The following is a 14165-nucleotide window of genomic DNA, read 5'->3' on the forward strand; positions in this document are numbered from 1 at the left end:
GCTGTTACTTCGTCGCCCACGCGGCGAAGCGCTGCTCGAGCTCGTCGCTGTGGTCGGTCCAGAAGCCGATGTCCTCCAGTACCGCGTTCTTGCCGTTGGCCGGCGAGTTCGGCAGGTTCGCGAGCGTCTTCGCGTCGAGCGACTTGATCGCCGCGACGTTCGCGGGGCCGTACGCGATGTGCTGCGCATAGCCCTGCTGCGGCTTCGGCGTCAGCGTGTACGCGATGTACTGCTCGGCGAGCGCCTTGTTCGGCGAGCCCTTCGGAATCGCCCAGTAGTCGAGGTCGTAGATGCTGCCGTTCCACACGACCTTCAGGTTCTTGCCTTCCTTCTGCGCGGCGTCGATGCGGCCGTTGTACGCGGTCGACATCACGACGTCGCCGGCCACCAGGAACTGCGGCGGCTGCGCGCCCGCTTCCCACCACTGGATGTACGGCTTCAGCTCGTCGAGCTTCTTGAACGCGCGGTCCTGGCCGGCCTTCGTGCCGAGCACCTTGTACACGTCCTTGGTCGCGACGCCGTCGGCCATCAGCGCGAACTCGAGGTTGTAGCGCGCGCCCTTGCGCATCCCGCGCTTGCCGGGGAATTTCTTCACGTCCCAGAAATCGGCCCAGCCGGTCGGCGCGGTCTTCAGCTTGTCCGCGTTGTACGACAGCGCGGTCGACCACACGAAGAAGCCGACGCCGCACACCTGCGGCGATTCCGGAATCAGGTCGGACTTCTTCGCGATCTTCGACCAGTCGAGCTTCTCGTACAGCCCTTCGTCGCAACCGCGGTTCAGGTCGCCCGATTCGACTTCCACCACGTCCCAGTTGACGTGCTTCGCCTCGACCATCGCCTTCACTTTCGCCTGCTCGCCGTTGTACTCGACGGCCGTGACCTTGTTGCCGGTCGCCTTCTCGAACGGCTGGTTGAACGCGGCCTTCTGCGCGTCGCCGTTCGCGCCGCCGAAGTTGACGACCGTGAGTTCGGCCGCCGTGGCCGATGCGCCGACGACGGCGAGCGCCAGTGCGAGCGCGGTGCGACGCGCGGTAGAGCTTGCTCCGTTCATGATGGTTCCTCTGCTCTCGTGGTGGAAGTAGTCAGTTGTTGTTGACGACGTGCTGCGGAAAATCGGGAAAACCCCGGGTCAATCAGGTGAACACGCGCAGGTGCTCGGGCGCGAATGCGAGCGATACCGGCGCGCCGGGCGAGAACGCGTCGAGCGCGCCCGTGCCGAGCGGCACCTTCACGAAGCATTCATCCTGGCCCGGCAGCGCGCAGCGCATGCGCACGTGATCGCCGAAATAGATGAGGCTGCGCGCCTCGCCGGTCACGCGGTTCGCGGTGCCGTTTGCATGCCCGTTCGCGAGGCTCATGCGTTCGGGGCGGATGCAGGCGACGGCTGGCGCGCCTTCGGCCGCGTCGCCGATGCGGCGGCCGACGAGCTGCGTGCCGTCGTCGAGCCGGAATTCGCAGAATTCGCCGTCGACGCGCGCGATGGTGCCGCGCAGCCGGTTGCTGTCGCCAATGAAGTTCGCGACGAATTCGTTGCACGGCGATTCGTACAGGCGGTCGACGGTATCGAGCTGCTGCACGATGCCCTTGTCGAACACGGCGACGCGATCGGACATCGTCAACGCCTCGCCCTGGTCGTGCGTGACGTAGACGAAGGTCACGCCGAGCTTCTCGTGCAGTGCCTTCAGTTCGTACTGCATGTGCTCGCGCAGCTGCTTGTCGAGCGCGCCGAGCGGTTCGTCCATCAGCACCAGCTTCGGCTCGAACACGAGTGCGCGCGCGAGCGCGATGCGCTGCTGCTGGCCGCCCGACAACTGCGCCGGATAGCGCTTCGCGAAGCGTTCCATCTGCACCATCTTCAGCGCGTGCGCGACGCGCTCCGTGCGCTCGGCCACCGACAGCTTGCGCACCGTCAGCGGATACGCGACGTTCTGCTCGACCGTCAGGTGCGGAAACAGCGCGTAGTTCTGGAACACCATGCCGATGTTGCGCTTGTGCGGCGGCACGGTGTTCAGCAACTCGCCGTCGAGGCGGATCTCGCCGCCCGTCGGGAATTCGAAACCCGCCAGCATCATCAGGCAGGTGGTCTTGCCCGAGCCCGACGGCCCGAGCAGCGTCAGGAATTCCCCTCGGTGGATGTCGAGGTCGAGCGATTTGACGACCAGCGTCTCGCCGTCGTAGGTCTTCCGCACGCCGCGAAAGCTGACGATCACATCATCGGACTTCATCGTGGCTGTCCCCTTGCTGCGCGACAAACGTTTATGAATGCCCCCAAACCTGTCGCTGCGCGCCAGGCCCCCCGAGGGGGTCAAGAAAACGTGGGGCGGCCCGGCGCTTTCTTGTGAGATGGACCCACTATACGGTGCGCACGGTTCTATACTAGGGAACCATTTCAATATTCCTAGTAGGACCACTTTGGATACCGTGATCCTCGCCGACTGGCTCTCCGCCCGTCTCGACCGCAGCTCGTCCGAGCCGATGTACCGGCAACTGCTGCAACAGATGCAGCAAGCCATCCTCACCGGGGAATTGGGGCCAGGCACAAAACTGCCGAGTTCGCGCACGCTCGCGGCCGACCTGTCGATTGCACGCAATACCGTGCTGCACGTGTACGACCAGCTGACGGCCGAAGGCTACGTGCTGACGACGACCGGCAGCGGCACCTACGTGGCCGATACGCGACCGGACGCCGCCGCGATCCACGCGCCGGGCGCGGCGGCGGTGCCGTCGTCCGGCGCCGGTGCGACGCCGCTGCCGGACGCGCAAGGCGGCCTGTCGATGCGCGGCCGGCAGTTGATCGAGCACGCGGGCGTGTCGCGACGCCAGTGGGGTGCGTTCATGCCGGGCGTCCCGGACGTGTCGGAATTCCCGAGCCGCACATGGAGCCGCCTGCAGGCGCGCTTGTGGAAGGAAGCGAATCCCGAACTGCTGACCTACGCGCCGGGCGGCGGCTACCGGCCGCTGCGCCGCGCGCTCGCCGACTACCTGCGCGTCGCGCGCTCGGTCAAATGCACGCCGGACCAGGTGATCATCACGACCGGTATCCACCAGTCGATCGACCTCGCGGTGCGGCTGCTGTCCGACATCGGCGACCGCGCGTGGGTCGAGGAGCCGTGCTACTGGGGCGTGCGCAGCGTGCTGCAGGCAACCGGCCTCACGCTCGCGCCGGTGCCGGTCGACCAGGAAGGGCTCGATCCGCGCGCGAGCGACATGCAGCATCCGCCGCGGCTCGTGCTCGTCACGCCATCGCATCAGTATCCGCTCGGGATGGTGATGAGCCTCGCGCGCCGCCGGATGCTGCTCGAGTACGCGCGTCAGCACCGCTGCTGGATCATCGAGGACGACTACGACAGCGAGTTCCGCTACGGCAGCCGCCCGCTCGCGTCGCTGCAGGGGCTCGACGACGGCGGCCGCGTGATCTACGTCGGCAGCCTCGGCAAGATGCTGTTCCCGGGCCTGCGGATGGGCTACATGGTCGTGCCCGAGCATCTGGTCGACACGTTCCGCACCGGGCTGTCGGAGCTGTACCGCGAGGGCCAGCTGATGCAGCAGGCCGTACTCGCCGAATTCATCATGGACGGACACCTGACTTCGCACGTCAGGCGGATGCGCACGCTGTACGGCGAGCGCCGGCAATTGCTGATCGATGCGATCCGTGCGCGCTTCGGCGATGCGCTGCCCGTGATGGGTGACGAGGCCGGCCTGCATCTGGTGCTCGGGCTGCCCGACACGTGCGACGATCGCGCGGTCACGCAAAGCGCGTTCGACGCGGGCGTGATCGTCCGTCCGCTTACCAGCTACTACAGCAGCCTCGACACCGCGCGGCAGGGCCTGCTGCTCGGCTATGCATGCGTCGCGCACGAAGGCATCGGACCCGCGTTCGACACGCTTGCCGATACCATCGAGCAGCATCTGCCGCGCGACATCACGCGCGCCGCATAGGGCCGCACGAGACCGGCCGCACGCGGCGACGCCCGCGTCATTGCGCGCTGCCGGCCGCGCGATCGAGCGATGCCGCGCGCACGGCTTCGCCGGGCTTCGTGAACACGCGTTGCCGCAGCGCGGCGATCTGCGTATCGCGGTCCTGCGGCGACAACCCGGCCGATTCGATCTGCGCACGCTGTGCCGCGTAGTCCGCATAGCGGCTCTGCCACGATGCGTCATCCTGCTGCATCTGCGCGACGCGCGCCGCGGCGTCGCGGCCGAGCGTCTGCGTCAGCTGCGCGCGCATCGCATCGGGTGTCGCCCCGCTCTTCTGCAATTGCGCGATCTGGTCGATCGCGGCACGCTGCCGGTCGATCCGCTGCTGCGCCGCCCGTTCGTCGGCCGGCATCTGCTGCTCCAGCGCCGCGAGCCGCTCGGCCTTCTGTGCATCGGTCAATGAGCGATCCTGAGTGATCTTCAGCCGTGCGAGGTCGTAGCGCTGCCGCCACTGCTCCGCACCGAAGAACGGCTGGCTCCAGTCGCCGAGCGTGCGGTACGCGATGGACGCGCGCTGATCGAGTGCGAGCTGCAACGCGCCCAGGTCGGACTTGTCGACCGCGCCGGCATCGCGCAGTTTCGCGAGCGCGTCGAGATACGCGCGATAGCGGTGCCACACGTCGAGCGCCTCGACCTGCGCAGCCGTACCGTCGAGCTGCGCGGCGATCTCGCGCACGACGAACGCATCGAGCGCGGCCGCGCTCAGGTCGCTCTGCGCGGTCAGGCAATAGTCGAAGAAATCGCGTACCGCGCGCGACTTCGCGAGATGGCCGCCGGCATCGAGCGGCAGCCGCGGCGCGCTGGAACCGGCCAGCGACGGCGGCAGGCCCGCACTCGCCGGCACGGCGGCCTGCGGTGCGGCGGCCGGCACGCCGCCCGCCGCTGCCATGTCCGTTGCGTCACCGGCGGCACCCGACCCGCGATGCCATCCCGCCCCGCTCCACATCGCGACGCCGGCGATCGCCGCCAGCCCCACGACACCGTAGACCGCTGCGCGCCGCGCCAGCGGCGCGCGCCCTTCACGAGCCGTCATCGATTACACGCCCGCGAGCTGCAGCCGGTTCGCATGCGTGCGGATCACCGCGACCGGATCTTCCGCGTACGCGCCGCGCACGCCGAGCAGCTGGTTGATCTCGTCGATGTGGTTCCACTTGTAGCTCGTGCTCAGCACCTTGCCGTACAGCGCGCTGCACTTCGACACGAGCCCGTCGTTCTGGCCCGACCCGCGGTTGATCATCACCGTGCCGGTGCCGAACAGCGCGAGCGTCGACGGATCGAGGGCGTTTGCGGGATCGACGAGCGGAATGGTGCTCATGTCCTGCGCACCCGTCACGCCGAACAGCGAAAGCGTCGGCTGGATCGCCGTGCCGGCCCACGAATACAGCAGATGCGTGTTGCCGCCGACCGTTTCCGTCGGTGCGCCGGTCTGGCAGCTGCCCGGTACACCCAGGCCCGCGCTCGGATAGTTCTGGTTGTAGGTCGCCGCCTGCGCGGTCGTCAGCGTCTTCAGCGATGCGAGCGCGTCCTGGTTCGTGTTGTGACTGCTGCTCGTCAGGATCCCGAACACATTGACGAACGCCGAGATCACCGTCGACGACAGCCCGGTCGGATCGTACGCGAGCACGCTCTGCACGAAGTCCGCGAACTCGGAGCCGCGATGCGGCGTGCCGATCGTCGTCACCGACGCGACGAGATCGGGCGCGACGGCCGCGACATAACGCGACGTCAGCCCGCCCTGGCTGTGGCCGACGAGATTGACCTTGGTCGCCCCCGTCGCGGCGAGTACCGTCTTCACGTAGGCGAGCAGCTGTTCGCCGCGCCCGTTCGGGCCGTCGTCGCTCTGGAAGCCCGACAGGTTCGCGACGTAGACGGTCGCGCCATGCTGCTGCAGATCCTCCTGGATTCCGTACCAGTACTCGAGCACGCCGGCATACTTGTCGGTGCCCGTGAGCCCGTGCACGAGGATGATCGGATAACGCGTCGCCGCGTAGTTGTCGGCGGGCGCGGTCGCCGCCATCGCCGAGTGTGTCGTCGCGAGCGTCATCAGCGCGGTCGTCCCCGCGAACGGTGCGACGCTCATCGCACATGCCACTGCCCCCGCCATTACCCTGGAACGCATCGATCTGGCCATGCATGTTCTCCTGATTATTGTGCTGCCGGTGCGAATGACACCGGATCGACACGCACGCTGCATCGCGCGCACCGTGTGCGTCGAATGCGGGAGTGAATCACGAGTCGCGAACGTTTGCGCCCTGACTAGATACGGTTCTCTAATCGGTTGACGCAACCCGCCCGTTCGGGCGGGGCCGCCTTCACACGCGCGCATGCTGCAATGCACACGCGCCGTGCGCTACAGCTTCGCGCTCACGCGTACCCATGCGGTCCGGCCCGGTTCCATCACCGGTGCGTTCGCCGGATAACCGAAGCCCGCGTTGCCGGCGAGGTTCAGGTGCTCGGTGTAGGCCTTGTTCAGCACGTTGTCGACGCCGATCGAGATCTGCACGGTCTTGCTGACGTTGTATTGCGTATGCAGCGACAGCACGCCGAATCCGGCGCTCGGGCCGAAGTCCTTGCCGACCACGTTGCCCTCGTTCAGTGCATAACGATGCTGCGGCGCAACGATCCGCCACAGGCCGCCGGCCGACCATGCGCCGCGCGCGTATTCGAGCCCGATGCGTGCCTCGAGCGGCGGCATCTGCGGCAGCGGATCACCGCTTGCCACGTTGCGCCCCCACGCATACGCGAGCGACGTGTCGACGCGCAGCGGCGCAACCGGCCGCCACGACACGCCCGCTTCGCCGCCCATGATCTGCGCGTTGACGTTGGTCGCCTGCGTGGTCGGGCCCATCATGCCGGCCGCGTAGTTGAACAGGATGAAGTCCTGCACATACCCCGCGTACGCCGACACCCATGCATCGAACCGGTCGCTCTTGTACTGCGCGCCGATGTCGATCTGCGTGGTCTTCTCCGGCTGCACCGCCGAGAACGCGTTGACCGAACCGGCCGGCCCGCGCGTCGCGGAGAACAGTTCCCAGTAGTCGGGATAACGTTCCGCATGACCGATCCCCGCGTACCACGTGACGGGCAGCGACGCGAGATCGCGCTCGTAGCGCACGAAGCCGCTCGGCAACACGCGCGAGCGATCGTCGTCGAAGGTCGGGTTCGGCTTGCTCATCATCATCCCGCTCTTCATCGCGCGCTTGTCGCGAGCGCTCGCATAGTCGACGCGCGCGCCGCCGATCACGCGCGACACGTCGCTCGCATACCACGTCAGCTCGCCGAACGCGCCCGAGTTCCACATCGTCGCCTGCGCGTCCCACGGCTGGTCGCGGTAGTTCTGCTGCCCCATCGACGAGCGCCAATCGAGCCGGTTCGATTGCGCGTCGACACCGGTCACTAGCTTGAAGTCGTCGCCGAAACGGAACGTCGCGGCCGCGCGCGCACCGACGGTGCGGCGCCGCACGTCGGCCGCCATCCGCATCGGCATGCTGCTGGTCGGGTCGGGCTGCCGCAACGTGTAGTTGTCCATCACGTGATCGGCCTCGTTGTAGTACACGCGCGCCTCGATCCGGTCCAGCACGTCACCGAGGTGCCGCTTGTCGAACGACAGCCCGACGGTCTCGCGGCGGAAGTGCGCACCGTCCATCCCGCGGCCCGCGTAGCGCGCATAACCGTCGCCAGTGCCAGCAGTCAGCTCGACGCGCGTGTGGTCGTCGGGGGTCCAGCCGAGCGCCGCGTCGGCGTTCCACTTGTCCCACTGCGACGGCACCGTGTTGCCGTTGCCGTCCTTGTAGTCCTGCGAATGCGCGTGGTTCGCGGTCACGCGGCCGTAGACGTCGGGCGTGCCGGCCGTCAGGTCGATGTTCTGGTCATTGCGGCCGAACGATCCACCGACCAGGCTGCCGTCGAAACGCATGCCCGGACGCTCGAAGCGCGGCGTCACGCGCTCGAACAGCACGGTGCCGGCCGATGCGCCGGGTCCGTACAGCACGGTCTGCGGGCCCTTCACGACGGTGACCTTGTCATAGCTTTCCGGCGCGATGTACGACGTCGGCGCGTCCATCCGGTTCGGGCATGCGCCGAGCGTCGGCATTCCGTTCGCCAGGATGTTCAACCGCGAGCCGAACATCCCGCGCAGCACGGGGTCGCCGTTCGTCCCGCCGCTGCGGATCGACGTGAAGCCGGGAATCGTCTTCAGGTAGTCCGCGCCGTCGCTCGCCGGCAGCGGCTGGCGCGGCGCCTTCGGATTCGTGACGACGACGAGCGGCGTCGTCAGCGGCGACGCGACGACCTCGACGGGCGGCAGCAGCGCGGTCATGTCGTCGGCCGGGGCGCCTGCAGCACGCGCGGTTTCGGCCGCGGCTGCCGCCACGGTCATTGCACTGACGGCCAGCGCGGGAACGGTGAGTGTCAGCATCCGCGGCACGCGCCGCGCACGGGAATATCGCGCCGCCCTCGGCGCGCGCAAGGAGAAAATGGTCATGATCGAAAGCCCGAGTGACGCCCTCCACGCGGCCTCGACGGGCCACACGGATATCGGCGATGGAAATAACGGAAGCAGCGCGTCAGGCGCGCTCGGGCGGTGCGCGCGGGTACGCGCGCGGGTAGCGGCCGGCGTGCACCGCGACGGCATGCGGCGCGGTGGCGGAAACGGCAACGACGGGGATGAGGGCGAACGACGCGGCGGCCAGGGCGCCGATCGCAGGACTGTGCGCGAAGAAGCCGCAATAGCCGCAGGCATCGAGATGCAGCGCGTGATCGTGCGCGCGGCCCGCATCGGACGCTCGGTGCGCGTCATGATCTGCACTGCAGACGATCGAGTCGGGGACAGCCGCCTGCGCGATGCGCCACTGCGACACCAGCGGCGCCGCGATCGCGAACCAGATCGCGAGCACGCCCAGCCAGGCGGTCAGGTGACGATGTCGGTGCAGCATGCGCGGCGATGCGTAAGCAGAATGTAAAAGCAGCCGGAATATTACCGAATCTTCGCTGCGATGACCAGCTGCGCACGGCGGTAAGCGAACCGGGGGCGCATGGTTGTCAACACAACCATGCGCCCCCGGGGCTGCTGCGCGGCTTCAGCGCCCGGCGATCACGGCGCCATGCGCCGCAGCACGTCGTCGCGGCGGATGAAATGGTGGTAGAGCGCGGCCAGCGCATGCAGGCCGATCACGAAGTAGAACGCGTTGCCGATCAGCTCGTGCGCTTCCTTGATCGTCGGCCGCAGCGCCTTGTCGGGGCCGAACAGCGTGAACGACACGCCGATCCAGTCGAGCGACACGGGCTTGCCGCCCATGTTGACCATCATGATGCCGAGCAGCGGCTGCGCGAGGATGAATACGTACAGCGCAAAATGTGCGAGCTTCGACAGCCACTTCAGCAGCGTCGCCTGCGGAATGGGTGCCGGCACGCGACCGAGCATCCGCCACAACACGCGCAACACCGACAGCACCAGCACGAACGTGCCCGCCAGCAGGTGCACGTTCATCCAGAACACGCGACTATCGCTGCCTTTCGGCCCGCGAATCTCGATGGCCAGGTAGGCCAGCGCCACCAGCAGGAAGATGGCCCAGTGGAAGAAGATTGCCGGCGAGCTGTAGCGCGTCTGTTTCGCAAGGATGTTTCTCATGCTTCGTCTCGTGTTTCTCGTGTTGTATGCGGGGCAGGCGCACGCCGCGGCTGGCCTGTCCCCGGCGGCTGCCCCGATTGTAGCCGCACGCGCGACCGCTGTTGCCCGACGGCATCAAATATCCGAAGAATCGACGCCACCCGCGCCCGCGATGCCGTCATATGGAAAATCCGCATCGCACACATGGACCGCTGTGGCACGATGGAGCTTTGATGCGACGTTGCGCGGGCATCATGAGCAAAGCGTTCTTCGTTGCGGCCTACCGGCTGATCGCCGCGTTGCTCGCCGTGTCCACCACGCTGCACAGCGTCGCCGGCTACTGGCAGCTGCCCAGCTTTCACCTCGGCAACTACCTCAGCTACTTCACTCAACTGAGCAGCCTCTACGCGGCGGCCATGCTCGCCGCGGGGCTGTGGCGCGTCACGCGTACCGGCTCGGCCCGCTACGAATCGATGCGCGGTGCCGCCGTGCTGTACGTGCTGATCACCGCGATCGTCTACGAGCTGCTGCTCGCGCGGCTCGATGCGCTGCGCCACGTCACGCCGGCATTCAACAACTGGGTACTGCACCGGATCGTGCCGCTCGTGATGCTGTGCGACTGGCTGTATGTGGAGCCGCGCTCGCCGATCCCGCGGCGCAGCGTGTTCGCGTGGCTCGGCTTTCCGTTCGTCTATCTCGGCTATACGCTCGTGCGCGGCGCACTGGAGAACTGGTATCCGTATCCGTTCGTCGATCCGCGGCCGCACGGCTACCTGCCGGTCGCCATCCAGTGCTCGCTGATCGCGCTCGGCGCGGCAGGGCTCGCACTCGGTATTCGCTGGCTCGGCAATCATGCGCGGCAGTCTGCCAGCGCGGAGGTCAGGGAAGGATGAAGGCGGGAGCGTGTGCGCCGCGCGGCGCACACGTCGTGACGCGGCCCGTCAGCCGCCGTTGCGCGGCAGGAAGTTCATCGGATCGACGACCTTGCCGTTCTGCCGGACTTCGAACTCGAACGTCGCACGACCGCTCGCGTCGGTGCCCATCTCGGCGACCGGCTGGCCCGCGCGCACCGCGTCGCCTTCGTTGACGAGCAGCTTGCCGTTGTGGCCGTAGGCCGTGATCAGCCCGTTGTCGTGCTTCAGGATCACGAGCGGACCGTACGCCTTGACGCCCGACCCGGCGTAGACCACCCGCCCGTTGGCCGCGGCCCGCACCGAATGGTCGGGCCCCGAGGCAGCGATCACGATGCCGCGCGTCTTGCCGGTTGCAAACGGCGTCGCGACGATGCCCGTGGCCGGCCATGCGAGCGAGCCGGGTTGCGCGACCGCGGCGGACGGCTGCCCGAGCGACGTCGCGGCCGGCGGCGGCGCGACGCGCAGCACCTGGCCGGGCGACAGGCCGTCGTTGGGCGACATGTGGTTCCAGCTGGCCACGTCCTGCACGCGCTGCCCGTAGGCGGCGGCGACACCCGCGAGCGTGTCGCCGGGATTCACGCGGTAGTAGCCGGCGATCACGCCCGGCGTGGCGACCAACGCCGGCGTCGACTGACGCACCGGTTGCCAGCTGTCGGTCCACGGCGTCATCGTACAGCCCGCCAGCGCGGCGGCCGCGGCGGCGAACGCCGCCTGCGGCAGCCAGCGCGCCAGGAAAGCGTGGATCGGGATATTTTTTCTCAAGGGTCCTCCGGATTTGCGTCGTTGCGCCGCCCACCGCCCTCCGGCGTGCGACGCACGATGTCCGGCCGAACGGCCGGACCAACCAGTATCCGACCGCTCTCGCGGCCGTCAGTTTCCACAGCGGAACGTCGACGCGAACGGGCTCACCGGCCCTTTTTTCACATCGTCCCGATCGTCAAAGATACCATTTGTCGCGGTCAGGACCGCGACAGGCGCCCGACCCGGTGACGATCTTGCGGCCTGCCGCGCGCGTGGCGACCGCTTGCAAGCCGCGCCGCGCGGGCCGTTCGGCGCCCTGCCGAGGGGCCGTGCCGCCCCGGCCTTCGCGACGCCATCCATCTCGCGCCGGCGACCGCCGCCCCGCCCGGTCGCCTCCTATACTCGGAGATGCCCCACAAGATCCGGCGACCACGAGGAGATGATCATGAACAACGCGACGTTTCTGTCCGTGCAAATCAACGCCGAGGATTTCGCCGGTTCCAGCGGCCTCGTCGAATTGCTCAACCGGCACCTGCTGTTCGCGACGGACGTCGCCGAAGCCGCCGACGCGCTCGTCCAGCTCGCGAGCATCGCGCACCTGAGCGGCGCGACCCGCCACAGCGTCGAGCTGCCGGTGCTCGCGATCGAGCGGCTGCGCGACGCGCTCGACACGCTGAGCGGCTACGACGAAACGTGGCTGCAGGCGCTGGAGCCGCGCGAAGCGCTGTTCAGGGACATCGGCCGCGGCCACCGGCCGCTGCACTGACGCAAGCGGAGCCACCAATGAAAACAGCCCGTCGTTCCGTGATGCGGAACGACAGGCTGCGTGTGCTGCGCGGGGTCGGATCAGGCCGCTCATGCGGCCCGTCGATCGACGACGATTAACGACCCTTGTAGATCGGTGCGCCATCCGACACGCGCTTGACCTGCCAGCCGGTCTTGGCGGCTGCCGGCGCGCCCGACTCTTGCTGAGCGGCCGGTTGTGCGCCGTAGCCGGTCGTATCGGCAGCGGCGACGTTCTGTTGCGGGTTCACACGGGCTTCGGCCGCCTGGATGCCCGCCGGATAGTCCGTACGGTCGCTGCCCAGCTTGTAGCCGGCCTGTTGCAGCGCGGCCAGTTCGGCCTTCACCTGCGCACGGGTAACGGGCGCGTTCTGTTGGGCGAACGACACGGCGGGAACGGCGAGGACGGCAGCTGCAGCGAACGTTGCGATCAGCGATTTCATGATTTACCTCCGGGATTTTTTTGCTCCGCCGCACACACCATGTCTGCAGCGATTGAACAAAGTTTAGTCCCGAGAACACTTAGGGAAAACCATGAAAGAACGAAAACACTGTTTCCTCGGAGCCAACAATTCCGGGATCCGGGAACCTAAAACCCTACTCAAAGAATAGAATTTCGCAACAATGCCGCCCTCGGGCCGGTTACGACCAGTTCGCGTGGAAGCTACCCGGCTTGTCGGTACGTTCGAACGTGTGCGCGCCGAAGAAGTCTCGCTGCGCCTGCACCAGGTTCGCCGGCAGCCGCTCGGAACGGTAGCTGTCGAAGTATGCGACCGCCGACGCGAACGCCGGCACCGGCACGCCTGCCTTCACCGCGGCCACCACGACGTCGCGCAGCGATGCCTGGTAATTCGCGGCGATGTCCTTGAAGTACGGATCCAGCAGCAGGTTCGCGAGCGCTGCATCCTTCGCGTACGCGTCCGTGATCTTCTGCAGGAAGCGCGCGCGGATGATGCAGCCCGCGCGGAAGATCTTCGCGATCGTCCCGAGATCGAGATTCCAGCCGTACTCTTCGGATGCCGTGCGCAACTGTGCGAAGCCCTGTGCGTACGAGATCACCTTGCTCAGGTACAGCGCGCGACGCACGGCTTCGATGAACGCGGCGCGGTCGCCGTCGAACGGTGCGGCGGCCGGACCCGACAGGATCTTGCTGGCCGCGACGCGCTCGGTCTTCAGCGACGACAGCACGCGCGCGAACACCGACTCGGTGATGAGCGGCAGCGGCACGCCCAGATCCAGCGCGTTCTGGCTCGTCCACTTGCCCGTGCCCTTCTGCGCGGCGCGATCGAGGATCACGTCGACGAGGTGCTTGCCGGTCTCGTCATCCTTCTTGCCGAAGATCTTCGACGTGATCTCCATCAGGTAGCTGTCGAGTTCGCCCTGGTTCCACTCGGTGTACACCGCGCCGAGTTCGTCGTTGCTCAGGCCCGCGACGTCCTTCAGCACCGCGTAGCTCTCGGCGATCAGTTGCATGTCGCCGTATTCGATCCCGTTGTGGACCATCTTCACGTAGTGGCCCGCACCGTCCGGCCCCATGTACGCGACACACGGCTCGTCGTCCGACGGCGCCTTCGCGGCGATCTGCTTGAGGATCGGCTCGACCAGATCGTACGCGTCGCGCTGGCCGCCGGGCATGATCGACGGGCCGCGCAGCGCACCCTCCTCGCCGCCCGACACGCCGGTGCCGATGAAGTGCAGGCCCGATTGCGCGAGTTCCTGGTTGCGGCGGATCGTGTCGGTGAAGTGCGTATTGCCGCCGTCGATCAGCACGTCGCCCTTCTCGAGCAGCGGCTTGAGCGATGCGATCGTCGCATCGGTCGCTTCGCCGGCCTTCACCATCATCAGGATCCGGCGCGGCGTTTCGAGCGACGCGACGAATTCCTCGAGCGTATGGGTCGGCACCAGATTGCGGCCGGGGAATTCGGCGATCAGTTCGTCGGTTTTCTCGCGGCTGCGGTTGTACACCGACACCGCGTAACCGCGGCTCTCGATATTGAGTGCGAGATTGCGGCCCATCACCGCGAGCCCGATCACACCGATTGCTTGTTTGCCCATTATTCAATTCTCCGGAAAAAACGGGGCGCGACCCGAGCCGGGCCGCGCGCACAGGCGAAAGGATAGTGGAAACCCGGCCGCGATGC

General features: G+C 67.4%; 13 protein-coding genes. 3 read left to right on the forward strand and 10 right to left on the reverse strand.

The features are described 5' to 3' along the window. Positions 1-4 precede the first annotated feature (4 nt). Positions 5-1051, reverse strand: a complete 1047-nt coding sequence (locus tag PI86_RS04325) for an ABC transporter substrate-binding protein (RefSeq protein ID WP_014899981.1) — start codon at positions 1049-1051, stop codon at positions 5-7. A gap of 82 nt (positions 1052-1133) precedes the next feature. Then, a complete protein-coding gene (locus PI86_RS04330; RefSeq protein WP_014899982.1) occupies positions 1134-2225 on the reverse strand; it encodes an ABC transporter ATP-binding protein in 1092 nt (363 codons plus the stop codon). Between the two features lie 187 nt (positions 2226-2412). On the opposite strand from PI86_RS04330, the gene pdxR reads away from it, so the two are divergent. Continuing rightward, entirely contained in the window at positions 2413-3939 is a 1527-nt protein-coding gene (gene pdxR / locus PI86_RS04335; protein WP_039319066.1) for a MocR-like pyridoxine biosynthesis transcription factor PdxR, read from the forward strand. 37 nt (positions 3940-3976) lie between these two features. Here the strand turns inward: pdxR and PI86_RS04340 are convergent, their stop codons facing one another. From PI86_RS04340 to PI86_RS04360, 5 genes are all read right to left on the reverse strand, one after another. Next, positions 3977-5011, reverse strand: a complete 1035-nt coding sequence (locus PI86_RS04340) for a lipase secretion chaperone (RefSeq protein ID WP_039319069.1) — start codon at positions 5009-5011, stop codon at positions 3977-3979. A 3-nt stretch (positions 5012-5014) separates the two neighbouring features. After that, positions 5015-6109: a triacylglycerol lipase gene (locus PI86_RS04345; RefSeq protein ID WP_039319071.1), complete on the reverse strand. Its 1095-nt coding sequence runs from the start codon at positions 6107-6109 to the stop codon at positions 5015-5017. 219 nt (positions 6110-6328) lie between these two features. Then, positions 6329-8461 carry a TonB-dependent copper receptor gene (locus PI86_RS04350; RefSeq protein ID WP_039319073.1) on the reverse strand — a complete coding sequence of 711 codons (2133 nt, stop codon included), beginning with the start codon at positions 8459-8461 and terminating at the stop codon, positions 6329-6331. Between the two features lie 82 nt (positions 8462-8543). Beyond that, positions 8544-8912 carry a DUF2946 domain-containing protein gene (locus PI86_RS04355; RefSeq protein ID WP_039319082.1) on the reverse strand — a complete coding sequence of 123 codons (369 nt, stop codon included), beginning with the start codon at positions 8910-8912 and terminating at the stop codon, positions 8544-8546. 158 nt (positions 8913-9070) lie between these two features. Continuing rightward, a complete protein-coding gene (locus tag PI86_RS04360) occupies positions 9071-9607 on the reverse strand; it encodes a cytochrome b (protein ID WP_014899988.1) in 537 nt (178 codons plus the stop codon). Between the two features lie 233 nt (positions 9608-9840). Here PI86_RS04360 and PI86_RS04365 point away from each other — a divergent pair, with 233 nt between their 5' ends. Beyond that, positions 9841-10479, forward strand: a complete 639-nt coding sequence (locus PI86_RS04365) for a Pr6Pr family membrane protein (protein ID WP_039319085.1) — start codon at positions 9841-9843, stop codon at positions 10477-10479. A 48-nt stretch (positions 10480-10527) separates the two neighbouring features. Here the strand turns inward: PI86_RS04365 and PI86_RS04370 are convergent, their stop codons facing one another. Further along, positions 10528-11262: a peptidoglycan DD-metalloendopeptidase family protein gene (locus PI86_RS04370; protein ID WP_039319088.1), complete on the reverse strand. Its 735-nt coding sequence runs from the start codon at positions 11260-11262 to the stop codon at positions 10528-10530. A gap of 424 nt (positions 11263-11686) precedes the next feature. On the opposite strand from PI86_RS04370, the gene PI86_RS04375 reads away from it, so the two are divergent. Beyond that, positions 11687-12007: a hypothetical protein gene (locus PI86_RS04375; protein WP_014899991.1), complete on the forward strand. Its 321-nt coding sequence runs from the start codon at positions 11687-11689 to the stop codon at positions 12005-12007. 115 nt (positions 12008-12122) lie between these two features. Here PI86_RS04375 and PI86_RS04380 read toward each other — a convergent pair whose 3' ends face one another. Further along, positions 12123-12467: a DUF4148 domain-containing protein gene (locus tag PI86_RS04380; protein ID WP_039319091.1), complete on the reverse strand. Its 345-nt coding sequence runs from the start codon at positions 12465-12467 to the stop codon at positions 12123-12125. A gap of 199 nt (positions 12468-12666) precedes the next feature. Next, on the reverse strand, positions 12667-14079 hold the full coding sequence (gndA, locus tag PI86_RS04385; protein ID WP_014899993.1) for an NADP-dependent phosphogluconate dehydrogenase: 1413 nt from the start codon (positions 14077-14079) through the stop codon (positions 12667-12669). Between the last annotated feature and the right edge of the window lie 86 nt (positions 14080-14165).

Source organism: Burkholderia sp. A9, assembly GCF_000801975.1.